This window comes from Filimonas lacunae (assembly GCF_002355595.1).
Lineage (GTDB): Bacteria > Bacteroidota > Bacteroidia > Chitinophagales > Chitinophagaceae > Filimonas > Filimonas lacunae.
The window spans coordinates 2,609,636-2,632,089 of the sequence record NZ_AP017422.1 but is presented as its reverse complement, the minus strand read 5'-3'; the positions used below and the strand labels follow the sequence as shown (position 1 = coordinate 2,632,089).

Below are 22,454 nucleotides of genomic sequence, written 5' to 3'. Positions count from 1 at the left end.
TAACAATATAAATGATACATTCCCCTTCAGTTGTAAAGCTACAGGGGATGTATCCATAAGATATATCTACCGGGGTAATAGCAGCACCCATTTATATACTACCCTAACGCCCTGATAAAATGATCCAGACTATCCTCTTTCCCCAGCCCCAGCTTTTGCTTAATACGATACCTTGCCATCCGGATGCTTTTGGGCTCAATGCTTAACCGTACAGATATATCCTTATTAGAAAGCCCCATAAGTATATAAGCGCAGTATTTCATATCCAGCCTGGTGAGGGCATCACCCGACCGCTGCCGTAAACACTCGAAAAAGCTGGCGTGTACTTCTACAAAGTCGGTTTTCAAGCCTTCATATTCTTCATCCATTTGCTGTTGCCGCTTCACCAGGCGTTTTACCTGGTCGTCTTGTGGGGAGGTTTTATCTGCCAGTAGTTCCATCAGCTGGCTTTTCTCCTCTTTTTGCAATTGCTCGGCCAATAATTCTTTTTCCAGTCGTTGCTGCCGTTCGCGCAGTAATGCCTGTTCGGCCAATAGCTGGTTAGTTTCGGCTTCTTTCAGTCTTACTTTCAGCTCCGCTTCTTCCTTTTCTTTATCTGCCAGTTCGTGCTTACGCAGGGAAGCTTTTAATCGGTAGTTATAAGAAACAAGCAATAACGCCAAGGCAGCCAGCACCGCTATTCCCAGGCCGGTATATAACCAATTGCGTTTGCTGGCAAAAGCAGCTTCCTGTTGCAACAATACAATCTTTTGCTCCTGCTGTGCAGCACGGTAACGTGCATCTATCCGCTGGGCGTTGGCCATTCTTTCCTGACTGATGGCTTCTTCATTACTCGAGACATAGCTTTTAAGGTACCCTAATGCAGCTTTAGTATCATTGCGTTGTTCCGCCACCCTTTCCAGGGCTTTAAAAATGCGCGAACGGGTGAGCGGCATTTTTACTGTGGCTGCGTCTACCTGTAGTAAGGCTGTCAGCAACAACTGCTCAGCCCCGGCAGCGTCGCCGCTTTGCAAGGCATATTCACTGCGCATGCCATAGCAGTTCACCAGCACTTCGGTAAGATGCGTTTCTGTGGCTATTTGTTCGGCAATGGCTAAGTAATGGAACACACTGTCCCGGTCAGCGGCGGAAAAATGTTGAAAATAGATATTAGCCAGGTTCAGGGCAACCCCTGCCGTATTGCTGCGCACCAGCACCAGTCCTTTTTGCTGGTTGCTGATAGCGATGGACTGACGATAATAGTAGCACGCAGAATCCAGCAGATTACGCTGGCTGCTATGTAATTTATAAGCATCGTAAAAATGCTGCCCCATAGTATAATAAGCCGTGTTAAGTACATCCGGCTCACCACTTTGTTGCGCCAGCCGGTAACCTTGCAGGGCATATTCTGTTTGCCGTTTTTCATCGGCCCCATAACTGTAAATGCTGGCCAGATAGTGGCAGGTGATGGAAGCATAGCCATATTGCCGGTTAGCGGTAAACAACTCCAAAGCTTTCAGCAGCTTGGTTACCGCCATATCGTTTTCGTTCTCCACCAGGTCAAGCCAGCCATTCCTAAACCAGACCATCGCCCTGGCTACAGAATCGGTTGTTTTATTTATATATAGTAAAGCACTGTCCAACGCGGCGTAAGCGGCCGGTTTATTTTTCTGCTGCACCAGTAAATGTATGCGGGTAGCATACACCCAGGCTTTGGCGTTTGCCCCGGAAGCCTGCTGCCCACTACCCGTTAATGCCAGCGCTTTGTTGATATCCGTTTCAAAACAGGCCCGCGCCAGTTGGCAACGAAGTATTGTTTTCTCGTAATCAGGTAGCGCGCCCCTGCCTAAAAGCTGTTGTAAAGAGTCGATATAACGTTGCTGCGCAAAAGCAGATGGTGTACAAAAACAGAGGTGCAAGAATATGGTTAGTATATTTCGTAGCATCGGCGGAAGGAAAGAAAGAATCAGGCCAAAAAACGGCGCGCCCTGTAAAACATTCATTATCAAACATTACCCGTATACAGTAGACGCTTTGTAGACGCACATTTCCCCACCTGTAGACCCGTTGTAGCCGCCTGTTTTATGGTGTAGCGCCCTGCCTGTGCATATGTTTGCCCTGAACCAAAAATGTATTACTATGACAAATCGCACCATGGCTATTGTAGCCTACATTACGCTGATCGGCTGGATTATCTCCTACGTGAATTACCGCCAGTCTAACGAAAAAAGCGCCTTTGTGCAATATCACCTGACACAATCACTGGGCGTGATGATCCTTTCTATTATACTGAGTGTAGCCAGCGGCATACTGGTAGGTATACTACCTTCCTTAGCCACCCTATTCTATATCGTTTCCCTACTGCCACTGGTATTAATGCTCATGGGCATTATCACCGCCAGCAATAATGCAGAACGCCCCGTTCCCTTAATAGGCAAAATGGTGGAAGGCAAGTTTAGCCTGTAATCATTTTACAAAAAGATCTGCTCCGGCATCAACCGGGCAGATCTTTTATCAGGTTGTTTTGCACAACAAAAAGTATGTCTGATCACGCATCCTATTCTTCCTCCGGCAACGCAATGATAGCATTCGCTACAGTAACGTTACCATTTACTATAATTTCGGCACATCCTGCCGCTAGACTTGTACAGGTTAACGGATCCATATACTATTAAAAAGGCCGAATAAGTGTCCAGTTCAAAATCAATAACAGGAGCATGCACCGTAAGAGAGCCGTTAACGATAATGCCAACTATTTGTTCTTCGTATCTATAGAAGCATTCCTGTATTGTTCCCAGGAATCACAGGAATAACCTCCTCCCGCATCTCTCCACTCCACCATATTGCGCTCGGATAAATTCACACGAAAACGCAAAGTTCTAAGCCCCTCATGATGCCCGCCGTGATATATTTCAGTTTTCCACTCAGGAAAGTTGCTCTTAAAACAAATGCCTGCTATTATTTTCTGATGATTGCTATCTTTAAAAGGAAAGTATTGTCTTTTATACTTCACCAAATCAATCATCAAGCATTCCAAAGGCAGCACTTTATTAAACTCCTGGTAAAGCAATGGCGCTCTTTCTTTATTATGAAGCTTCACTTCTTCATCTACCAGGCTATCCACAATTCTAATATCATCATTCAGAAGCGGCAAAGGATCAGCACTCTTTGCAAAAACGTACATCGTTGTATCCCGGTTAAAAATGATAACATGGCCGGTATCGTAATGTAATGCACTATAATCCAATGTACCAGGATAATGTTGCTGGCAGCTTACACCAATAACAGCTATCAAAGAAGCCCAGTAAACGATGCTCTTTTTACGCATAAAACATTCCTTACATTGAACCGTAATAATCTATTTCCCCTTTGGCAGTTCTTGTAAATTGCACACCTTGCACCTGTTCAAATGTGATAGCGCAGTGTTGACTACAAAACCAACCTAAATTAGGCACAGGCACATTACCTGCTTCATAGCAGGCCTGTGCATCCGGTTGCATATCATTTTCCTTAACGGATGCTATCCATTTACCACAACAACTACAAATAATGGATTCATTATCAGAATGATTTTCAGAAGAATGTGCGGCTGAATACAAAACAGAAGATTTAATGGAAAGATAATCAACATCTACAGCTGCCGGAAAAATATTCACTATATTAGTGACTACAAATCCTCACTGTTTTAACCTTACCAGATGACGCCGGCAAGTGAACTTATAAAACAATATATAGCAGATGAAACTGCAGGGCTGAGCAAGCTTCAAAAGTTCTTTGGCGCTACTCCTAAGGTAATAGACACCCACGATATGGTAGCTGCCAGCTTTAAACCACCGCCCAACAACGAAACCGTTATTAAGCCCTCCGCATCCAACAAAATCTTTTCTGTTTTTATTATCCTATTCCTGCTTTTTTGGGCAAGCTCTATCTCCAAAACACTACTGGCGCAAAAAATACCTTTACCCATTGGCCTGATACTGATAACCTTAGCCGCTATTTTCATTTTTGTGGTGCTGAAATACAGCGCTTTTAATGAAAAGCTATGGTATAGTATTACACTAACTCCCACTGACATAGCCCTTGGCCAATCCCATATTTTATGGAAAGACATTGCCGCAACGGCTATCATGAGCCAAACAGAGGGCAAAAACACAGAATCCTACCTGCTTCTTTTTTTGCACGATGATACAGTGGAAAAGCTGGACCTGGCTAAATTTAACACCTCGGCCAAACAGCTGTCAGCGGCCATTGAGTATTACAAAAACACTCAGCCAGCTATTGTTTAATATCCCCTACCGGCCGCCCAGGTATTTACTAATCAACTGAGTTACCACAGGTGCTGCTACCGTAGCCCCAAAGCCCCCATTTTCAACAAGGCATACAATCGCAATGCGTGGGTGCGCACGCGGCGCAAAGGCTGCAAAAACCGCATGATCCTTTTCCCCTTTTCCATTTTCTACTGTACCGGTTTTACCGCAGATATCCAGGCCGTTGATGCGGGCGCTGTACGCTGTGCCATATTTAGCCTGTACTGCTTCGTACATGCCCTGATGTACCCTATTCCAGGAGCTGTCGGGTAAATCAAATGCTTTTATCCTGGTGTGTCGTTGTAAATAGCCGCTGTTGGTAATTCCGCCAATACTATCTGCTACGTGTGGCGGATAATACCAGCCTTTACCTGCAATGATATTGATAGCGTTAGCCAGTTGCAGTACCGTAGTACTTACTTCGCCCTGGCCTATGGCATTGGATAAAATAGTACACCGGTTCCATCCGGCTTTATATCGTTTGTTGATGAGCGAGGTATCCGGCACAACGCCTGCTTTCTCGGCCGGCAGGTCAATACCGGTTAAACGGCCAAAGCCAAATAGCTTTACCGATTCGGCCCAGGCAGTCAGCCCTGACTGCGGCAGCAAACCAATGACTTTCCGGTACACGTCTGCAAAATAGCTGTTACAACTAATAGCCAGCGCCCGCACCATATCGGGCTTATGCCAGCCCGTTACATGACACTTGGGTTTGGCCGGGGTGCCACACAATGTAAAACCTCCGTTACACACCAATGTGGTGCCGGGGTCGATAACACCTATCTGCAAGGCAATTAATGCCTGGAATAATTTAAATACCGAACCGGGCGCGTTGAAACTGGTAATGGTACGATTGAGAAAAGGACGATCCCGGTTATTACGTAAAGCCTGGTAATAGGTATTACGGTTCATAGCCAGCTCAGTGGGACTATATCCAGGACTGCTTACCATAGCCAGAATACCACCGGTTTCGGGATCAATAGCTACCAGGCTACCTCTTTTGCCTTTCATGAGTTTTTCGCCCAGTTGCTGCAAAGGAATGTCTATGGTAGTATACACATCGCGCCCTCTTTCCGGCAACACGTCCAGCGTTCCCCCCTTCCATCTTTTTACAGGCATGCTCTTGTGATCGCATTGAAAAAACTGTAAGCCGGTAACACCCCGCAACACCTTATCATAACTTTCTTCCAAACCGGTTTCTCCGGTATTACCTGTTTTTACATATCCCAGCACATGCCCGGCCGTATTGAAAGGATAACGCCTAACCGCCCGTTTTTCGAGCGTAAATGCAGGCTGTAGTTCCGCCATCCTCTTTAACAGGCTGGCGGTAATATCCCGGGATAGCAGGCCTTTAAACGGAGCAGGACTGTCGAATGTTTTTTTCGCGTTGGGATGCCAGGGATCAGACCAGTTCAGTGCATATTTCAACCTGTCGTGGTATTCCTTAGCAGTAATTTTCAGAATGCTGCAAATAATAGCTTCATCCTGCCGCTTTACCTTACCGGGACGCACCATCAGATCGTACAAAACAGAGTCCGATGCCAGCACCCTGCCCCTCCGGTCGTATATAGTGCCACGTTGCGGAAACACCTGTAATGCACACACACTATCCTGCTGGTTATGCTGCACATAGGGCAACAGATCTGTTATAGGAAAACTGTAGTTCTGGCCGGAAGCAGTAACAAACAATAATTGCAACAATATAAAAACACCTGTAATTTTTTTCATGCTTACTCCCCACATTACCCTGGCAATACGCCGCTAGTGATGATTGGTAAAGGGGCGAAGTTAAGGGGATTTACAGAAGCAGATATACCATGTGCAAAACAGCCATTTCCTTACCGGCAAAGCTAAAAAAGCACCACTATTGGCTGGTATTGTATTATTCCCGCTAGAACGATTCTGTTATTTTTACCCCGTTAATATGAAAAAGTACATTCTGACTATTGCCTGCCTTTACAGCCTGACGCTGTATGCTCAAACGGTTGCACCCTTACAGGTAACCGGCACACAACTATCCGACTCCACCAGCCAGCCGGTAACATTATATGGAATGAGTTTTGGCTGGAGCTGCTTTCACCCCCGGTTTTATACAGCCGAAACGGTGCAATGGTTGAAAAACGACTGGAAGGCAAATGTAGTAAGGGCAGCCATGGGCATAGAACCCGAAGATGGCTACCTGAAAAACCCGGAAGGCAATATTAAACGCATTACCACCGTAATAGATGCCGCTATTAAAACAGGTATTTATGTTATTATAGATTGGCACAGCCACAACATTTTCACCCGCGAGGCACAGGTATTCTTTGATAGCATGTCTGCCCGGTATGGGCATTATCCCAACGTGATTTACGAGGTGCTCAACGAACCCATGCACCAATCGTGGCAGGATATCAAACAATACTCCGCAACCATTATTGCCACCATCCGCAAAAACGATCCGGATAATATTATTCTGGTAGGCAATCCTGAATGGGATCAACGGATTGACCTGGTACAAAAAGATCCGATAAAGGGCTATTCCAACATCATGTACACCATGCACTTTTATGCCGGCACACACAAACAGTGGCTAAGAGACAGAACCGACGAAGCTATCAGAAATGGCATACCTGTATTCATTTCAGAATCAGCCGGCATGGAAGCCACGGGTGATGGCCCTATGGATTACCCCGAGTGGCAGCGCTATTATGAATGGATAGTAAAAAACAAACTCAGCTGGATCACCTGGTCTGTTTCAGATAAAAAAGAAACCTGCTCGGTATTACTGAAAAGCGCATCCTCTAAAGGCCAATGGAAACCCGGCGACCTGCGGGAGTCGGGCATAGCCACCCGAAACTATTTACGCCAGCTGGCTACCCCATCTCAGAAGGCGCCTTCCCAAACATCTTTTTAAAAGAATGGGAGAAATGCGAAAGGCTTTCAAAGCCTAAGTCGAGATAAATAGCAGAAGGCTTTTTGTTCTTATGTTCTATGAGGTGACGAGCTTCTGTCAATCGCCTTTCTTGCAACCATTGCCTGGGCGAAGCAGCGAACAAGGTTTTAAAGTCACGCTTAAACCCGGCCAGGCTTCTGCCGGTAAGCTGGGCAAACTTCTCTACCGGAACGTTGAAATGAAAGTTGCTAAGCATGAATTTTTCCAGGTCAATTTTATAAGGCTCTGAGAAGTCGAACAGTAAATCACGGAGTTCAGGCATAGTGTGCAGCAGCAGCTTCACCCCTTCTTTCACTTTTAACATGCCCATAGATGCTCTTATTTTTTCATCGGCATTGCGCACATAAGGTATCACCGATTGAAAATAACCCTGCAGGAAATCATTAGGTGGAATCAGCACATTGGGCAGGCCGGTATATTTATGCCGCGCCTCCATCTGCTCTTCCAACGCAATAGCCCGTAGTAAATCTTCCTGCAGGGCAATCACTATAGTTTCATAATCCTCACCAGGTAAAGGCGTTTTGGTCAGTTGCCCTAACTGGTTTTTACCAATCAGCAGCATCTGACCTCTCCGTGTTGAAATTTTCTGGCTGGCTGTTTCCAATGTCAGCTCACCCGCCACCTGCAACACCAGGGCGCTATGCGTAAGAAAAGCATGATGCTCTTTTCGCATAGTGGCGAGGTAAGAGAAAAAGATAACTCCTGGAATAATTTCGGTAGGATTTGTCATTACCTAAAATTACAATAATTAACGTTGCAGGTAAGTGCCACCCAGAATGGCTCCGGGTGCAAACTCCGTGTTCAACACCTTCATTTCCTCCGGTGTAAACACAATATCCATAGCCTGTATGTTTTCCGGCAACCTGGTTCTGCGACTCATGCTTACCAACGGCATTATATGTTCGCCCTGCGCGTTCACCCAGGCAATAGCCAGTTGCGTAGGAGTATATCCTTTTTCAACGGCCATTTTCTTTAACACATCTACCTTCTCCAGGTTTTTAATAAGGTTATCACCCTGGAAGCGGGAGAAGTGGGTATGGTAATCATTAGCCGCAAGCGGGGCTTTCATATCACCTGTCAACAGCCCCTCTGCAGTGTTGGCAAAAGCTACCACTCCAATACCCAGTTCCTTAGCAGTAGGCAGCAGCTCGCTTTCAATCTGGCGATCAGCCAAAGAATAGCCTATCTCCAGCGCACTTACCGGGTGCACGCTATGCGCCTTACGCAGTTGATCTGCCGTAATTTCCGATACACCCAGGTAACGCACCTTCCCTTCTTTAATCAAATCGGCTACCGTTCCTATTATATCTTCTACAGGCACACTATTATCCATCCGGCATGGCTGGTATAAATCGATGGTATCAATGCCAAGGCGCACCAGCGAATAGTTGATAAAGTTTTTTATAGCCATGGGACGCAGATCCAGTCCTAACCATTGGCCGCCATAGAAAATAGCTCCAAACTTTACACTGATAAAAGCATCATCCCTTCTGCCCTTAATAGCCTTACCCACCAGCAGCTCATTGTGGCCATGGCCATAGAAATCACCTGTATTTAAAAAATTGATGCCGCTATCTAATGCCTGCTGAATAGTAGCCACACTTTCGTTCTCATCATTGGTGGGCCCGCCCCAAACAGACGACATTCGCATGCAACCTAATCCCAGCTTCGACACCAGCGGGCCATTATTACCCAATGCTATTTTTGTTATTGCACTCATAGATCATTCATTTAATACTACAAAGCTCCCCATAATATAATAGCCTCGCATTTCCCTGATGGCTCAATTTACTTGTCTGTACGGCTCACTGTTTATCGGGAACCGGAAACAGATTAACATACCCTTAATAAGCTAACCTACGAGTATTACTTATTTTAGAAAAAAAGATGCGAGCAACCAGCTTCTGCCTTCTGTATTTACTACTCCCATTGGTAAATACAGCACAAACCACCACACCACGCTTTAGTGCTGACACTGTGATTCATCTGCTACAGGACACCTATCTCGAACTGGCAGCCAAACACCCGGGATTTTACCGGTATGTTTCCCGGCCTGAATATCAACAGTACATCGATTCTCTAAAAAAAACGATCACAGATTCTTTAACAGAAGTGGAAGTATATCAAAAATTAAAACCTTTTACCGCAAAGATGGGCTGCCTTCATACCGGAGTGAGCCTGCCGGCGGCTTATACAGATTCTATCAACCACCTGCCTAATTTATTCCCTTTCCAGGTAGCCATTCAAAACAACCGGATGTATGTGATACAAAACTTTTCAGGCGATACTGCTATTCATCCGGGCGATGAAATTGTTCAGATAAACAGCCACACCATCCCCCAACTGCTACAGGTAATACTACCTGCAATACCATCGGATGGCAACAACACCACTCTTAAATACCGGGCAGTGTATCATTTGTTTCCTACCCTGTACAGAAACCTGGTGCAAACCACCAACAGCTTCCAGGTGCAGGTGCTACATCAAAGCAACAGCCATACATTCACCCTACCTGCTAAAAGTTTTGATGCCATTGCCAGTAATGGCTTTTTAAAAGAAGTTAGCCCTGCACAACAACTCCATTTTTCTATTACTGACAGCATAGGCGTTTTAACCATCCATAGTTTTAGCGTATCGGATATAAAAAAAAGCAAGCAGCAATTTAGCAATTTCATCAACGCCGCCTTTCAAAACCTGAACCAGCAACATATTCCTCATTTAATAGTGGATCTGCGTAATAACACCGGCGGTTCGGATGGCAACGCTGCATTGTTGACCAGCTACTTTTTCGACACCGCTTACAGGTACTGGGATAGAATTGAGGTAACAGAAGCCATTGCCAAAGATATTAAAGGCGCCACTACCCTGTTTTATCGTAAACCCATACAAAAAGACAATACCTGGCTGTGGCAAAAAGCCAGAACAGTACGGGACTTTGATTATTACGAAACACAAAAACCGGCCAAAAACCATTACACAGGTAAAGTATACGTGCTTATCAACGGTTTTTGCATGTCGTCATGTGCCGATGTAACAGCTGTGCTGGCACACCACCAAAAAGCCACCTTTATAGGAGAAGAAACCGGCGGCGGATACCAGGGCAACAACAGCGGGCTCATGCCGGTTACTACTTTAGCCCCCACCCGGCTAAGGCTAACCGTGCCCTTACAAGCATACTACAATGCAGTAAACCCAGCCGTATACATGGGCAGAGGCACTATGCCCGATTATACCATTAACGAAACCATCAACGACTACATAACGGGCAACGACCCTGTTATGAAGGCAGCAATAGATACCATAAAAAAAACTCCGGCTGCATTATGATCCAGATCATAAAACAAAACCCAAACACTTTGTTCCTTTACCCTGTCGATCACCTCTTATTATATAACTTGCTACAATCTGATTGAAAATGAAAAAGGATATAGAAAATAGTGCAGACATTCAATTACTGGTAAATACCTTTTATGATAAAGTAAAAGAAGACCCCAATATTGGTTTCTTTTTCAGTGAGATAATACCTGTTAACTGGAATACCCACCTGCCACGTATGTATAGCTTCTGGGAATCTGTATTGCTGGGCGAAGCGTCTTATAAAGGCAACCCCGTGCTAAAGCATGTGGAAATAAACCAAAAGCACCCCTTGCAGCAAGCGCATTTTGGCAAATGGCTGGAATTGTGGAAACAGACTATTGATGAACTTTTTGAAGGCCCTACTGCTTTATGCGCGCAAAAGAAGCCGGAGCAGATGATTGCTATTATGATGAGCAAGATAAACCCGATTTCCATTTCTGTGCTTTCCGGTAACCGGCAAAATAGCCTGTAACTCCATTATATCCTCCCTTCCGGAGACAAAAAAGCCAACAGAAGACAGCCCTGCTGTATCTTGTTGGCTTTTTTGTCTCCGATATGTGCCGACGAAACCCATGCCGTGAAAGATGTCATGCTCCTGTTCATCGTTCTTTAGCCTGTCACCCGCAAAAGGGGCACAATTTTACGCTCTCCCGCTACGTTTCAATACCACATAAACTTGTTTATTTATGAAAATGGCAAAGGTCATCCTCCTGATGTTGCTGGTTAGCCAGGGCATCACTACCGTATCGGCACAAATGATACGCAACAAAGCTGTATTCTTTAAAAGACACCGGATTACCCATCACCATCACATTAAACACTAATCAGCTCCTTTTCCCTCACCACAATTACCCCTCATGAATATCCGTTTCCATATCCTGCTTAGCGCAGGTCTTCTGCTTTTATTCGCTTCCTGTAAAAAAACGGAAGTAAACAGTTCAGCCACTACCAGCAGCAACAGTGCCGTGAAGCTGGGACTGTACGAAGCAGATTCTTCCATTTACAAACTATTGTTTATCCCTGTGCCTAAAATAGGCACCCAAACGGTAAACGAATATTTGATATTTGATACCGGTTCGGGCGGCATGGTGATAGATGCGCACGAAGTATTGCCCGCTTCTATGATCACCAGCAGCGGGTTTAATTTCACCGGCGACTCTACGGTAGTCAACGGCATCACCATTACCAACCAAACCTCTTCCATTACCTATGGGGCCGATAACAGCACCACCGAAAAAGTATATGGCAACTTGGCTTATGCCAATGTTACCGTTGGCGATCATGGCAATACGGTTACCATACAACGGCTGCCTTTCTTTTTGTATTACAAAGGAGTAGACAATGCCGGCAACATGTTAAGCACCGGCTCCTTTGACATTTTTGGAGTGAATACAGAATATGATGTCACCTTTTCCAATGGGGGTTATGTAGCCAGCCCGTTCAGCACTTACACCCCTGCTGCGGGACTTACCAAAGGATTTAAGATGGAAGCATTGGGAACCAGTAATTTTTCGCTGGCAGGCACCTATGTGCCGGATGTGATTACACTGGGACTGAGCGCTACAGACCTGAATGAATCGGGCTTTACCCAGCATACCCTTACCCCCGTAAGCGGTTACGGGTATTCGGTCATCATTCCTTCCAGCTACACTTACGGCAGCAAAACAGTGAATACCGCTTATGCAGTATTTGACACCGGAACCGAACCTTATTCGTACATGGAAGACAACACCGCTTCCACCACCCCTACTTTATTACCGGTGAACACTGCAGTTTCGGTTACCACCAAATCGGCTGGTTTTAACTATAACTATAGCATTACCTCTTCCGATTACCTTACTTATATAGAAAACCCCATCGCATCGGGAAGTGATATTTCCATCATCAGCCTGGAGTATTTTTTAAAGAACGGCTATATGCTTGATTACGAAAATCACCGGCTGGGGCTACGCAATTATTAAATCCTTCCAACTATATCATAGCAAAACGGCCCCGATGGGGCCGTTTGTATATTAGTCTCTTTTTTTCTTTTTCACCGGCTCCACCTCTTCTTCTACAAAAAAGGTAATAGATTGCCTTTGCCGGTAAATGACAGGTTTATCATCAACTATGGCCGGGTTCCAACGGGGCGATTTTTTAAAAACCCGAAGCGCTTCGGCGGCTGTTCCAAAACCAGGGTCTTCTTCCACTTTCACTTCATACACCTTGCCATCTTTACCCACCAGAAAGCTCAATAACACTTTGTACAACCCTGCCGGGGCCTTTTTTCTCACCGGCACATCGCCATCGAGGTTATTTTCCAGGAACTTTCTCCAGGCATCATCTCCACCCGGAAAAGAAGCCTGCACCTGTACCGTATCAAATCTTTTAGGCCTGGTGGTATCCTTCGCCGGTGCAGCTACAGGCTGTTGGGCAAATAAGGAAGTGCAGCCGCAAAAAACAACTGCCAATACTAACTGTTTAGGGATTTTCATAGGGCTAATGTAATATGTATTATGCTATTATCAGCAGTAGCCTGGCAGTTTTCCCCCTCCTACACAGCTTTCTTGAGCTGTTTTTAATACATTTGAAAAACAAACATGTTTGTATACTGCAAACAGCCCCTTAACCAACCAATAATTCCGGCAATGAAGCTTTGCTTTCCTGTATTGTTACACATATGCCTGTTCCAGGTCGTCATTGCTCATGCCCAGATACGAAGGGATACCACCCGTCCCAATCCTTTCATCAATTATGCCAAGGTAAATATGCACCAGTGGGCCGGGTATAAACCTGAAAAGGCCGACCCCGGAAAAAACGCCCAAGAGCTCACTTTCTTTCAACGCATGTTTCATGGCCGCAATAATGGCCTGGATGGGAAAAAGGGATTTCGCGGCCCCGATCTGCTGGTAAAAATTGATGCTTTACGCTCTGGCGACTCCATTATCCTCCATTTTATAGTTGGAGTTCCCGGCGATGCACAAAGCACCATAGAGTATTTTGTAAACCCCCGTTACGGCAAAATTAAAATAGTATCGGATGGCGGTGATGGTGGCGACGGCGGCAAAGGCAGTAAAGGTAAAATAAAGGCCAGCTACCGCAACATGTGCGGGGGGAATGGTGGCGATGGAGGGGATGGTGGCGATGCCGGATATATTACCGTGCATGTTGACTCTACGGCTATCCCTTATGTCAATAACCGGTGCATGACCTTTTCCAACTTCGGTGGTATTGGCGGCCAGGGTGGCGACGGTGGCAAAGGCCGCTCTCTTACCGGCTATAAGAAAAAACCATTGCCACATGATGGCGAAGATGGCCTCGACGGTGTGGAAGGCAACAGCAGCAACCGTATAGTAATGATCGGTCCAAACGGTAACATGATTGGCTGGAAGTAGCACTAAAAAAAGGCATATGTAAAAACATATGCCCTCTTTCTGTACTCGTTCTTAAAACTATAATTATTGCAATGTAAACCTGTTGGTTGCTTTAATAGCTCCCATTCCGCCCTGAACGTCAATCAGGTTATGATATCCTCTCGCTTTTAAAATAGAGATGAAGATCATAGAGCGGTAACCGCCCTGGCAATGAACATAATATCCTTTGTCTTTATCTAACTGGTTCATGGTATCGTTGATGAAATCCAGCGGCATACTTTCTGCTGTAGGAATATGTCCGGAGTTATATTCATTCGGCTTTCTTACATCCAATATTGCAATACCACCATCTGCATCCAATGCATCCGCAAAAGAATCAGGGGTAATAGATACTACAGCGTCCACTTCTTTACCAGCTGCCTTCCATGCGGCCACACCGCCTTCCAGACAACCAATAGCGTTATCATAACCTACACGGGCTAAGCGGGTAACCACTTCTTCTTCCCTGCCTTCATCGGTAATTAATAAAACAGGGTGTTTCATATCCAGTAACAGCGCGCCTACCCATGGGGCAAAACTACCGTCAATACCTATGTTAATAGAGTTTGGCACATGCGCTGCTGCAAAGTCCTGCGCCTTACGGGTATCCAGTAATAACGCACCGGTTTCGTTGGCGGCTGTTTCAAACAGATCAGGACTTAATAAACGGGTGCCGTGTTGTACTACCACATCAATATTCTCATATCCCTCTTTGTTCATCATTACATTGATGGGGAAATAAGCAGGTGGCGGCATTAAACCGGTAGTTACTTCTTTAATAAACTCTTCCTGTGTCATATCCGCACGTAAAGCATAGTTGTTCTGCTTTTGACGGCCTAATGTATCAGAAGTTTCTTTACTCATGTTTTTGCCACAGGCGCTACCGGCACCGTGTGCAGGATAAACGATAATATCATCGTTCAAAGGCATAATTCTGTTACGTAAAGTAGTAAACATCAAACCAGCCAATTGCTCTTTGGAAGTACCGCCCATGTTCTGAGCCAGATCGGGGCGCCCCACATCGCCAATGAACAAGGTATCGCCGGAGAATAAAGCTTTAGGTGTACCATCAGCATCGCTTAACAGGTAACAGCTCGATTCCATAGTATGGCCAGGTGTATGTAATAAAGTAACGGTGATATCCCCTACTTTAAAAACTTCGTTATCTTTTCCAATGTACGAATCGAAGCTCGGCTTTGCTGTAGGGCCGTATACGATAGGTGCACCGGTTGCTTTACCTAAATCCACGTGACCTGAAACGAAGTCGGCATGGAAGTGAGTTTCAAATATATACTTGATAGTTGCCCCGTTAGCCTTTGCTTTGGCTATATAAGGTTTTACTTCACGCAATGGGTCAATAATTGCAGCTTCATTACCTGACTGTATGTAGTAAGCTCCCTGAGCTAAACAACCAGTGTATATTTGTTCAATAATCATAAGTCTGTTTTTTCCTGTTTTTAATCCGATGCAAATGTGATCTTTTGCATTTACATACACAGTGACATTTGTTACATTAGAAAAAAAACCGGTATTCACCGAACTCTACTACCACTTATCCGGCTTTTTACCGGTTTTAACAACATTTTTCCATAGTTCGTCGCCTTACTCACACATATTTATTTAATAAATACATTTACTTTGCGCCAATTCTAAACAGGTCAGCTAACGACTGGCAGCCTTAAAAACATTAAACATGAAGAACGTTTTCCTACCAGCCCTCCTGCTGGTAATGATGGCAATTGCCTGCACCAAAAAAGATAGCAGCCCTACTGATGAAAATGGTGGCACAGGCACCGACACAACAGCTACCCCAGGCACAAACAATCCCGGCAATACTGACACCATAAGCAAATTGTATCGCATTGTAAATACAGGTGAATATCCCTATGCAGAGATCTATAACTACGATGGAACGAAACTGCTGTCAGTTTTCGATTCTAGCTATAATGGCAATTATTTAGATACAGCTTATTACACCAACAACGTATTAACGCGGCTGGTTACCACCTACAATGGTAAAGTGGAAAGAGATTATACGTTTGAGTATAACAACAGCGGTAAAGTGGTGAAAGTAATTACCAACAACCAGGAAAGGAGATATGACTCGCTGGCCTACAACCAGGCAGGGCAACTCAGCACTATTTATATGTACACTTCATTTGTAGATACCGTTTACGAAACAGATGAATTCAAATGGGACGCCAACAACAACATTACCCAAAAAATAAGAAGGCAGGGCTCTTCTATGAATGGCGTTGCATCCAACTACTTCTATGATACAAATACTAACCCCCGGTATGAACTAAGCGCAAATATTGTATTCTGGCTATATGTACGCGATGCCTATTACGGAAGCAAAAACAATCTCACAAATGAAAACTTCACTCAGTTGCAAGATGGTGTGATGAGCACTCCTTCTTTCTTCTACCTGTATAACTATACTTATAACAAAGACAAGACTCCTACTACATGTGTATTTAAATCAGGAGAAATACAATCAGATTTAAAGTTGTGGGAGAACCTCACCTATCAGTATAAAACAACCACTAAATAAATCCATATTAAATCATTCAAAAAATAAAACAACACTATATGAAACGTTTCTTTGTCCCCGTATTAATGCTTGCAATAGCCACTACTTCCTGTTCTAAAAATGACAGCACACCGGAGACAGGCACTTCTGTGAACAAATTATACAGAGTGGTAAATTCAGGCCCTACAGGAGCATATGCACATACTTATAACTATGGCGCCAACAAAATGGTAATAAAAGATTCTACAGAAACAGGAACCTGGGCGGATTCTGTTGTTTTTACGAATAACAGGCCATCTGCACTTATTGGCGCAGATAAGAATTACACTTTTGAATACAACGCCAATGGCCAGGTACTGAAAGCTGTTTTATTTGAAGATCGCTATGACTCTTTAGTATACAACCAGGATGGCACAGTAGCCACTGTATTTGAATTCCAATACGGTACTGTTCGCGAATCCAGACAATTTACCTGGGCCAATGGCAACATTACCCAAATGATAAGATTGTATAATGGCAATACGCCTCAAACTATTTATAAGTACTCTTATGATGACAAAATCAATCCTTATTATAATGTAGCCAGTTCTTTATTATGGTATTACATTGACGACTTCTACTTTGGCAGCAAGAACAACATCACTAAAATAACATTATCTGATGCAAATACACCAAACGAGATTTACGAAGTGAATACCTACACCTATACTTACAACTCAGATAATCAACCTGCAACCTGTATTTTTAAAAATGGTGATACAGAAGCAGAAATGAATGTACTCGAAAACCTCGTTTACCAATATAAAACCTCTACCAACTAAAACAGATATTGATACCATTAAAAGGCGTTTAGTGACATTTGAACACTAAACGCCTTTTTTGTGCCTGCCACTTCCCTACTGCTCCGGCAAATGGATACTGCTTCCCATGCATACTATTTCCCACCTTTTTAGTATATTACTCCAAATTCAGAACTCCTCTTATGAACTACCGGCTTATGATACTGCTGGCAATGCTGCCTGTAATGGCTATTGCCCAACCAAAAGACTTAGAGAAAAATGTAGCCCACATTAAAGACTCCGTGATAGCCTGGCGTCGCCAGATACACCAGCACCCGGAACTATCTAACCGGGAATTCCATACCAGCGCCTTTATAGCCGCCCATTTGAAAAAACTGGGACTGGAAGTGCAAACCGGTATTGCCAAAACCGGCGTGGTTGCTATATTAAAAGGGGGGAAACCCGGCCCCGTGATAGCCCTGCGTGCCGATATAGATGCCCTGCCTGTGTACGAACGCGCCAACCTCTCTTTTAAATCGCTGGACTCGGCCGATTACCTGGGACAGAAAGTGCCGGTAATGCATGCCTGTGGCCACGACACCCATATAGCCATTCTATTAGGCACCGCCGAAGTATTAACCGCCATGAAAAAGGATATTCCCGGCACGGTGAAGTTCATTTTCCAACCTGCAGAAGAAGGCCCACCCGGCACGGAAGAAGGTGGCGCTCCGCTGATGATTAAAGAAGGCGTGATGGATAACCCGAAGGTGGATGCCATATTTGGTTTACACATCAATTCACAAACGCCTATAGGCCATATAAAATACAAATCGGGCAGTGTAATGGCTTCCAGCGACTGGTTTACCGTAAAGGTAAAAGGCAAACAATCGCATGGCTCACAGCCCTGGAGTGGCATTGACCCGGTGGTGGTGGCTGCACAGATCATACAGGGCTTTCAAACCATTGTAAGCCGGCAGAGCGAATTAACCAAAGCCCCGGTAGTAATTACCGTTGGCAAAATACACAGCGGTGTACGCAGTAACATTATTCCGGAAGAGCTGATTATGGAAGGCACCATACGCACACTGGACACTAAAATGCAAAAAGATGTACATGCCCGCATGAAGCTGACCGCCGAAAAAATAGCCGAAGCATCCGGTGCAACAGCCGAACTCAGCATTGATACCAAAACCAAGGTTACCTATAACAATCCTTCCCTGGTAAGCGCCATGCTGCCTTCTATTGAAGCGGCTGCCGGAAAGCAACAGGTAGCAGAAGCCGACTGGACCACCGGTGCCGAAGACTTTTCGTTCTATGGCGATAAAGCCCCGGCCTTTTTCTTTTTCCTGGGTGGCATGCCCCTGAACCAGGAGCCCTCCAAAGCAGCCGCCCACCATACACCGGATTTTTATATCGACGATTCCCGTTTGGATGTGGGCATCCAGGTGTTTTGCCAGCTGGTATTTGACTACGCAGGCAAAAGCGCGCTGGTAACCAAATAAATAGCTTTTTTCCTTTTCCTGTACCTTTATGCAAAAGGTATAACCATGATAGCATTTTTAGGTACAGGATTGCTGGGTGGCAATTTTGTAAGGGCGCTGATAAAGAAAGGAAATGAAGTACAGGTATGGAACCGCACTGCCGCCAAAGCTACTGCGCTGGAAGCAGATGGCGCTAAAGCATTTGAAAATGCTGCGGATGCCGTAAAAGGCGCAGCCAGAATACATATCACTTTAAAAGACGACGCATCGGTGAACGAGGTATTGGCTCAGGCCCTTCCTGGTTTACAACCGGGAGCTGTTATCATTGACCATACCACTACCTCTATAGAAGGTGCCGTGGAAAGAACACAACATTGGCAACAGCAGGGCTTCACCTATTTGCATGTTCCGGTGTTTATGGGCCCTGCTAACGCACTGGAAGGTACCGGCTTTATGCTGGTTTCGGGCAACCAGGAGGTGATACAGCAATGGGAGTCTACGCTGGCTGGCATGACGGGCAAGGTTTTGAACTTTGGCCCCGAAGAAGGTAAGGCAGCAGGGATGAAATTAACAGGCAACGCTTTCCTGGTAACACTTACGGGCGGCCTGGCCGACACTTTAACCCTGGCTAAAAGCATGGGTGTTTCCCTCAGCGAAGTAGCTACTTTATTTGATAACTGGAACCCCGGCGCATTGCTTCCGGCCCGTTTACAAAGAATGGGTGGCGGCAAGTACGATACACCTTCCTGGGAACTGAATATGGCCCGCAAAGACACACAGTTATTTCTTGATGCTGCACAGCAAGGTGGCGTAAACCTCACTGTGATACCCGCAGTAGCCGCTTTAATGGATCAATTCATCGCCCGTGGCCACGGCAATAACGACTGGACCGTGATTGGCAAAGACGCAGTTTCATGAAAACATATTTCACCCTACAATGGCTAAGAACCATACGGGGACTAAAAGCATTCGGACTACCTCCTTACCTGGGGGTAGCCCTGATTGTTTGCCTGTTTCCTGTATTATCCTGGATGCTGTTTAAAAGCTCGCCCTATGTCTCTTATGCCTATGCCGCTATACCTGCATTACTGGTATATCCATTAGGCAACAGCACACGTAATGATTTTTTACAGCAATTGTTCAACACCAGGCTATACCCGCGTGTAAGGTTAACAGAGAACCTGCTGGTAGCATTGCCCTTTGTAATACTATTACTTATCAGGCAATACTATATACCTGCTGCTATTGCATTAGTGCTAAGCGCAGCGCTATCCCTGTATAACAAAGCCGATAAGTCAGGTTTGGTTATCCCCTCCCCTTTCTCGGCCCGGCCTTTTGAGTTTACCACCGGTTTTAGAAAATCATATGGCCTGATACTAGCGCTATATGCGTTGTCTGGTATTGGCCTGTGCGTGCAAAATGGCAACCTGAGCCTGTTTGCACTGGCGGGAATATTTTTAACCTGTATTAATTTTTACAGCATTCCCGAACCGGAACTGTACGTTTGGGTATACGCATTAACACCACGTGCGTTTCTGTTGCAAAAGATAAAAACCGCTATCTGGCAAAGCTTTTTACTCACCTTTATACCGGCACTGGCCATCAGTATAATAAGCCCCTTGCCATGGTATATAGTTCCATTCATAATGCTGGCAGGCTTTGCAGTAATATCGCTTACGGTTGCTGGTAAATACAGCAGCTATCCACAAGTTCCTGGCCTGCCCGTGATCATTTGCCTGGTAGCGGGTGTTGTGTTTCCCCCGGCAGTATTGGTGCTGACTCCTTATCTGTTTAAAAAATCTGTTCAACAACTAACACCCTATCTTTCATGATACAGGTTCAGTCTTTATCCAAATCATACGGCAAGCACGCTGTGTTACAAAATATCAACCTCACCTTTAAACGGGGCGAGGTAAATGGCATTGCAGGCGAAAACGGAGCCGGTAAAACCACCCTGTTTAAATGTATTGCAGCGTTGGAAACCTACGAGGGGCAAGTGCAGTACGATGGTGGTGTGCTTAAAAACGTAACCGGCTTTTTACCCGCAACGCCTTTTTTCATGAGCCGCTTAACCGGCTATGAATACCTGAAACTGGTAAGCAATGCAAGGGGCGTTGATAAAAACATCAATGAAAGCAACCTGTTCGATCTGCCTTTGCAGGAATATGCCGAAAACTATTCTACCGGCATGCAAAAGAAACTGGCGTTGACCGGACTGCTGCTACAGCAAAACGAACTGTTTATACTGGACGAGCCTTTTAACGGAGTTGATATTCACAGCAACATTATTATCCGTGAAATTATAGAGCGCTTAAAACAGTTAAACAAAATTGTGATTATGAGCTCACACATTTTTTCTATGTTTAACGAGTCGTGCGACTATCTGCACCATTTAAAAGGTGGCGTAATTAAACAGAGTGTAAGCAAAGGCCAGTTTGCAAAAGTAGAAGAAGAAATGAAGGGCGAAGGCATTGGCAACCGGATAACACAATTATTGGGTTAATAGAAAATGCCCCTGACAGGCGTGCAACCTGTCAGGGGCATTTTCACTTGGCCGGCCACTCCCTGCACAGCCTTGTTTTGTTATTTCTTTTTGGTTAACACAATCTCCATGGTTTTATACTCCTTGCCTGTTTTAGAATCAGGCCCGTACATTTCCATTTTATGATTATTTTCGTCAACCATGGTAAACACTTCACGCATAGTATACTCTTTACCATTAGCCGGGTTGGTGCATTTGCCGGTAAAAGCAATGGTTTTGGTAGTGGCATCCCAGGTACCTTCCATATTCATAATACCGGTTCCCATATTGTCAATCCAGCTGCTGAGATATTTCTTTTTATAATTATCATAGCCAGTAATGCTCATACCTTCAAAAGGCATTCCCATAAAGTTACCGCTGTAAGTAGATTGCTGGTAACGGCCACCCATAATCATTTTATTTACCATAGTAGAAGTGGAAGTCATAGGCGGCGCATCCATCGACATCCACATAGTGGTTTGCCCTGTCCAGCTACCATCGGATTTAGCCATCTCTTTATGTGATTCACCCGGTGTGGAGTATTCCATCCAGGCTTTCATTTCGGTGGCAGAGTCAACCGGCTGCCAGGCTTCTTCTTTTTTCTCTACGGCCACGGGTGCCGCACTGGCAGTAGTATCTGTTTTGTTTTCGCTGGTAGAAGCCCCTCCACCACAGGAAGCTAATAACAATACAATAGCACTTAATGCAAACATTCTTTGTTTCATAAAACTCGCAATTTAAAATGAACGATAATACGATAGCTATTTTGTAAAGCCTTAGCAGCACTCACTCCCGCTACGGCTTTTATTTATTATAGAGAAACTGTACACCTGGCTTAGAACACAATTGCAGCACCGCCTGTTGTTGAAAGCGTTGCATATATGCCCGCACCACTGTATCTACAACTGCACGATGCGCTTTACCTCTTTTGCCAATAAACGTAACTACTTTGGTATCTTCTGCAATGGTTTGATGGGTTTGTGTATCCATCCATTTACCCTGGGCCGCCCACTCAGTATACCCATCCGGAAAACGGGGTGTAATAACACTGTCAGCGAAGTTTTTCCAATCTTTGTCAGATACATGGCCTCCGCCGGGAATATCTCTTCCCAAAAACAGATCGGTTCGTTGCATAACAGTACACGAACCCAGTATTACACAAGCAAGCAA

At 45.0% G+C, this 22,454-nt stretch carries 24 protein-coding genes; 14 read left to right on the top strand and 10 right to left on the bottom strand.

From position 1 onward, the window contains the following. Positions 1 to 98: 98 nt before the first annotated feature. Complete coding sequence (locus tag FLA_RS10380) at positions 99 to 1,898, bottom strand: LuxR C-terminal-related transcriptional regulator (protein ID WP_197705884.1); 1,800 nt, start codon at positions 1,896 to 1,898, stop codon at positions 99 to 101. A 220-nt stretch (positions 1,899 to 2,118) separates the two neighbouring features. On the opposite strand from FLA_RS10380, the gene FLA_RS10375 reads away from it, so the two are divergent. Continuing rightward, positions 2,119 to 2,445, top strand: a complete 327-nt coding sequence (locus tag FLA_RS10375; RefSeq protein ID WP_076380604.1) for a DUF4870 domain-containing protein — start codon at positions 2,119 to 2,121, stop codon at positions 2,443 to 2,445. A gap of 286 nt (positions 2,446 to 2,731) precedes the next feature. Here FLA_RS10375 and FLA_RS10370 read toward each other — a convergent pair whose 3' ends face one another. Both FLA_RS10370 and FLA_RS10365 read right to left on the bottom strand, forming a co-directional pair. After that, positions 2,732 to 3,307 carry a hypothetical protein gene (locus tag FLA_RS10370; protein ID WP_076380397.1) on the bottom strand — a complete coding sequence of 192 codons (576 nt, stop codon included), beginning with the start codon at positions 3,305 to 3,307 and terminating at the stop codon, positions 2,732 to 2,734. A gap of 10 nt (positions 3,308 to 3,317) precedes the next feature. Further along, positions 3,318 to 3,635 carry a hypothetical protein gene (locus tag FLA_RS10365; RefSeq protein WP_076380396.1) on the bottom strand — a complete coding sequence of 106 codons (318 nt, stop codon included), beginning with the start codon at positions 3,633 to 3,635 and terminating at the stop codon, positions 3,318 to 3,320. Positions 3,636 to 3,677: 42 nt separating this feature from the next. On the opposite strand from FLA_RS10365, the gene FLA_RS10360 reads away from it, so the two are divergent. Then, on the top strand, positions 3,678 to 4,265 hold the full coding sequence (locus FLA_RS10360) for a hypothetical protein (RefSeq protein WP_076380395.1): 588 nt from the start codon (positions 3,678 to 3,680) through the stop codon (positions 4,263 to 4,265). A gap of 6 nt (positions 4,266 to 4,271) precedes the next feature. Here FLA_RS10360 and FLA_RS10355 read toward each other — a convergent pair whose 3' ends face one another. Next, a complete protein-coding gene (locus tag FLA_RS10355) occupies positions 4,272 to 6,014 on the bottom strand; it encodes a peptidoglycan D,D-transpeptidase FtsI family protein (protein ID WP_159445137.1) in 1,743 nt (580 codons plus the stop codon). A gap of 196 nt (positions 6,015 to 6,210) precedes the next feature. Here FLA_RS10355 and FLA_RS10350 point away from each other — a divergent pair, with 196 nt between their 5' ends. Then, positions 6,211 to 7,182, top strand: a complete 972-nt coding sequence (locus FLA_RS10350; RefSeq protein WP_076380603.1) for a glycoside hydrolase family 5 protein — start codon at positions 6,211 to 6,213, stop codon at positions 7,180 to 7,182. Here the strand turns inward: FLA_RS10350 and FLA_RS10345 are convergent. Both FLA_RS10345 and FLA_RS10340 read right to left on the bottom strand, forming a co-directional pair. Continuing rightward, entirely contained in the window at positions 7,142 to 7,951 is an 810-nt protein-coding gene (locus FLA_RS10345) for a helix-turn-helix domain-containing protein (protein WP_076380393.1), read from the bottom strand. The two genes, FLA_RS10350 and FLA_RS10345, sit on opposite strands and share 41 nt — an antisense overlap. 18 nt (positions 7,952 to 7,969) lie before the next feature. Then, positions 7,970 to 8,941, bottom strand: coding sequence for an aldo/keto reductase (locus tag FLA_RS10340; protein ID WP_076380392.1), 972 nt, complete (start codon positions 8,939 to 8,941; stop codon positions 7,970 to 7,972). Between the two features lie 209 nt (positions 8,942 to 9,150). Between FLA_RS10340 and FLA_RS10335 the strand changes: the two genes are divergently transcribed. From FLA_RS10335 to FLA_RS10325, 4 genes are all read left to right on the top strand, one after another. Then, a complete protein-coding gene (locus FLA_RS10335) occupies positions 9,151 to 10,548 on the top strand; it encodes a S41 family peptidase (protein WP_076380391.1) in 1,398 nt (465 codons plus the stop codon). Positions 10,549 to 10,636: 88 nt separating this feature from the next. Further along, positions 10,637 to 11,050 carry a group III truncated hemoglobin gene (locus tag FLA_RS10330; RefSeq protein ID WP_076380390.1) on the top strand — a complete coding sequence of 138 codons (414 nt, stop codon included), beginning with the start codon at positions 10,637 to 10,639 and terminating at the stop codon, positions 11,048 to 11,050. Between the two features lie 214 nt (positions 11,051 to 11,264). Continuing rightward, the gene (locus tag FLA_RS31460) at positions 11,265 to 11,402 is read left to right on the top strand and encodes a hypothetical protein (protein ID WP_159445136.1); all 138 of its coding nucleotides are present in this window, start codon (positions 11,265 to 11,267) and stop codon (positions 11,400 to 11,402) included. A gap of 33 nt (positions 11,403 to 11,435) precedes the next feature. Further along, positions 11,436 to 12,539: a pepsin/retropepsin-like aspartic protease family protein gene (locus tag FLA_RS10325; protein WP_076380389.1), complete on the top strand. Its 1,104-nt coding sequence runs from the start codon at positions 11,436 to 11,438 to the stop codon at positions 12,537 to 12,539. Positions 12,540 to 12,590: 51 nt separating this feature from the next. On the opposite strand, the gene FLA_RS10320 is transcribed toward FLA_RS10325, so the two are convergent. After that, on the bottom strand, positions 12,591 to 13,052 hold the full coding sequence (locus tag FLA_RS10320) for an energy transducer TonB (protein ID WP_076380388.1): 462 nt from the start codon (positions 13,050 to 13,052) through the stop codon (positions 12,591 to 12,593). Positions 13,053 to 13,205: 153 nt separating this feature from the next. Between FLA_RS10320 and FLA_RS10310 the strand changes: the two genes are divergently transcribed. Next, positions 13,206 to 13,952, top strand: coding sequence for a hypothetical protein (locus FLA_RS10310; RefSeq protein WP_144264083.1), 747 nt, complete (start codon positions 13,206 to 13,208; stop codon positions 13,950 to 13,952). A gap of 63 nt (positions 13,953 to 14,015) precedes the next feature. Here the strand turns inward: FLA_RS10310 and FLA_RS10305 are convergent, their stop codons facing one another. Then, positions 14,016 to 15,407: an MBL fold metallo-hydrolase gene (locus FLA_RS10305; protein WP_076380602.1), complete on the bottom strand. Its 1,392-nt coding sequence runs from the start codon at positions 15,405 to 15,407 to the stop codon at positions 14,016 to 14,018. 256 nt (positions 15,408 to 15,663) lie between these two features. Here FLA_RS10305 and FLA_RS10300 point away from each other — a divergent pair, with 256 nt between their 5' ends. The 6 genes from FLA_RS10300 (at position 15,664) to FLA_RS10275 (ending at position 21,266) form a co-directional block, all read left to right on the top strand. Then, complete coding sequence (locus FLA_RS10300) at positions 15,664 to 16,524, top strand: hypothetical protein (RefSeq protein ID WP_076380386.1); 861 nt, start codon at positions 15,664 to 15,666, stop codon at positions 16,522 to 16,524. A 38-nt stretch (positions 16,525 to 16,562) separates the two neighbouring features. Next, entirely contained in the window at positions 16,563 to 17,324 is a 762-nt protein-coding gene (locus tag FLA_RS10295; RefSeq protein ID WP_144264082.1) for a hypothetical protein, read from the top strand. 161 nt (positions 17,325 to 17,485) lie between these two features. Next, the gene (locus FLA_RS10290) at positions 17,486 to 18,784 is read left to right on the top strand and encodes an amidohydrolase (RefSeq protein WP_076380384.1); all 1,299 of its coding nucleotides are present in this window, start codon (positions 17,486 to 17,488) and stop codon (positions 18,782 to 18,784) included. Positions 18,785 to 18,829: 45 nt separating this feature from the next. Continuing rightward, positions 18,830 to 19,681 (top strand): NAD(P)-dependent oxidoreductase, encoded by an 852-nt coding sequence (locus FLA_RS10285; protein ID WP_076380383.1) that lies wholly within the window; start codon positions 18,830 to 18,832, stop codon positions 19,679 to 19,681. Then, positions 19,678 to 20,595 carry a hypothetical protein gene (locus FLA_RS10280; RefSeq protein WP_076380382.1) on the top strand — a complete coding sequence of 306 codons (918 nt, stop codon included), beginning with the start codon at positions 19,678 to 19,680 and terminating at the stop codon, positions 20,593 to 20,595. The genes FLA_RS10285 and FLA_RS10280 overlap by 4 nt, the downstream gene beginning before the upstream one ends. Then, positions 20,592 to 21,266, top strand: a complete 675-nt coding sequence (locus FLA_RS10275; RefSeq protein ID WP_076380381.1) for an ATP-binding cassette domain-containing protein — start codon at positions 20,592 to 20,594, stop codon at positions 21,264 to 21,266. The genes FLA_RS10280 and FLA_RS10275 overlap by 4 nt, the downstream gene beginning before the upstream one ends. An 80-nt stretch (positions 21,267 to 21,346) precedes the next feature. On the opposite strand, the gene FLA_RS10270 is transcribed toward FLA_RS10275, so the two are convergent. Both FLA_RS10270 and FLA_RS10265 read right to left on the bottom strand, forming a co-directional pair. Continuing rightward, on the bottom strand, positions 21,347 to 22,009 hold the full coding sequence (locus tag FLA_RS10270) for a DUF1579 domain-containing protein (RefSeq protein ID WP_076380380.1): 663 nt from the start codon (positions 22,007 to 22,009) through the stop codon (positions 21,347 to 21,349). Between the two features lie 79 nt (positions 22,010 to 22,088). Beyond that, positions 22,089 to 22,418 (bottom strand): DUF3574 domain-containing protein, encoded by a 330-nt coding sequence (locus FLA_RS10265; protein ID WP_231940421.1) that lies wholly within the window; start codon positions 22,416 to 22,418, stop codon positions 22,089 to 22,091. Positions 22,419 to 22,454 lie beyond the last annotated feature (36 nt).

What these genes read in the sequence shown, in the direction of transcription:
- FLA_RS10375 (WP_076380604.1), top strand. Translation starts at nt 2,119, where the DNA reads ATGACAAATCGCACCATGGCTATTGTAGCCTACATTACGCTGATCGGC.
- FLA_RS10370 (WP_076380397.1), bottom strand. Translation starts at nt 3,307, where the DNA reads ATGCGTAAAAAGAGCATCGTTTACTGGGCTTCTTTGATAGCTGTTATT.
- FLA_RS10360 (WP_076380395.1), top strand. Translation starts at nt 3,678, where the DNA reads ATGACGCCGGCAAGTGAACTTATAAAACAATATATAGCAGATGAAACT.
- FLA_RS10355 (WP_159445137.1), bottom strand. Translation starts at nt 6,014, where the DNA reads ATGAAAAAAATTACAGGTGTTTTTATATTGTTGCAATTATTGTTTGTT.
- FLA_RS10350 (WP_076380603.1), top strand. Translation starts at nt 6,211, where the DNA reads ATGAAAAAGTACATTCTGACTATTGCCTGCCTTTACAGCCTGACGCTG.
- FLA_RS10345 (WP_076380393.1), bottom strand. Translation starts at nt 7,951, where the DNA reads ATGACAAATCCTACCGAAATTATTCCAGGAGTTATCTTTTTCTCTTAC.
- FLA_RS10340 (WP_076380392.1), bottom strand. Translation starts at nt 8,941, where the DNA reads ATGAGTGCAATAACAAAAATAGCATTGGGTAATAATGGCCCGCTGGTG.
- FLA_RS10330 (WP_076380390.1), top strand. Translation starts at nt 10,637, where the DNA reads ATGAAAAAGGATATAGAAAATAGTGCAGACATTCAATTACTGGTAAAT.
- FLA_RS31460 (WP_159445136.1), top strand. Translation starts at nt 11,265, where the DNA reads ATGAAAATGGCAAAGGTCATCCTCCTGATGTTGCTGGTTAGCCAGGGC.
- FLA_RS10325 (WP_076380389.1), top strand. Translation starts at nt 11,436, where the DNA reads ATGAATATCCGTTTCCATATCCTGCTTAGCGCAGGTCTTCTGCTTTTA.
- FLA_RS10320 (WP_076380388.1), bottom strand. Translation starts at nt 13,052, where the DNA reads ATGAAAATCCCTAAACAGTTAGTATTGGCAGTTGTTTTTTGCGGCTGC.
- FLA_RS10310 (WP_144264083.1), top strand. Translation starts at nt 13,206, where the DNA reads ATGAAGCTTTGCTTTCCTGTATTGTTACACATATGCCTGTTCCAGGTC.
- FLA_RS10305 (WP_076380602.1), bottom strand. Translation starts at nt 15,407, where the DNA reads ATGATTATTGAACAAATATACACTGGTTGTTTAGCTCAGGGAGCTTAC.
- FLA_RS10300 (WP_076380386.1), top strand. Translation starts at nt 15,664, where the DNA reads ATGAAGAACGTTTTCCTACCAGCCCTCCTGCTGGTAATGATGGCAATT.
- FLA_RS10295 (WP_144264082.1), top strand. Translation starts at nt 16,563, where the DNA reads ATGAAACGTTTCTTTGTCCCCGTATTAATGCTTGCAATAGCCACTACT.
- FLA_RS10290 (WP_076380384.1), top strand. Translation starts at nt 17,486, where the DNA reads ATGAACTACCGGCTTATGATACTGCTGGCAATGCTGCCTGTAATGGCT.
- FLA_RS10285 (WP_076380383.1), top strand. Translation starts at nt 18,830, where the DNA reads ATGATAGCATTTTTAGGTACAGGATTGCTGGGTGGCAATTTTGTAAGG.
- FLA_RS10280 (WP_076380382.1), top strand. Translation starts at nt 19,678, where the DNA reads ATGAAAACATATTTCACCCTACAATGGCTAAGAACCATACGGGGACTA.
- FLA_RS10275 (WP_076380381.1), top strand. Translation starts at nt 20,592, where the DNA reads ATGATACAGGTTCAGTCTTTATCCAAATCATACGGCAAGCACGCTGTG.
- FLA_RS10270 (WP_076380380.1), bottom strand. Translation starts at nt 22,009, where the DNA reads ATGAAACAAAGAATGTTTGCATTAAGTGCTATTGTATTGTTATTAGCT.
- FLA_RS10265 (WP_231940421.1), bottom strand. Translation starts at nt 22,418, where the DNA reads ATGCAACGAACCGATCTGTTTTTGGGAAGAGATATTCCCGGCGGAGGC.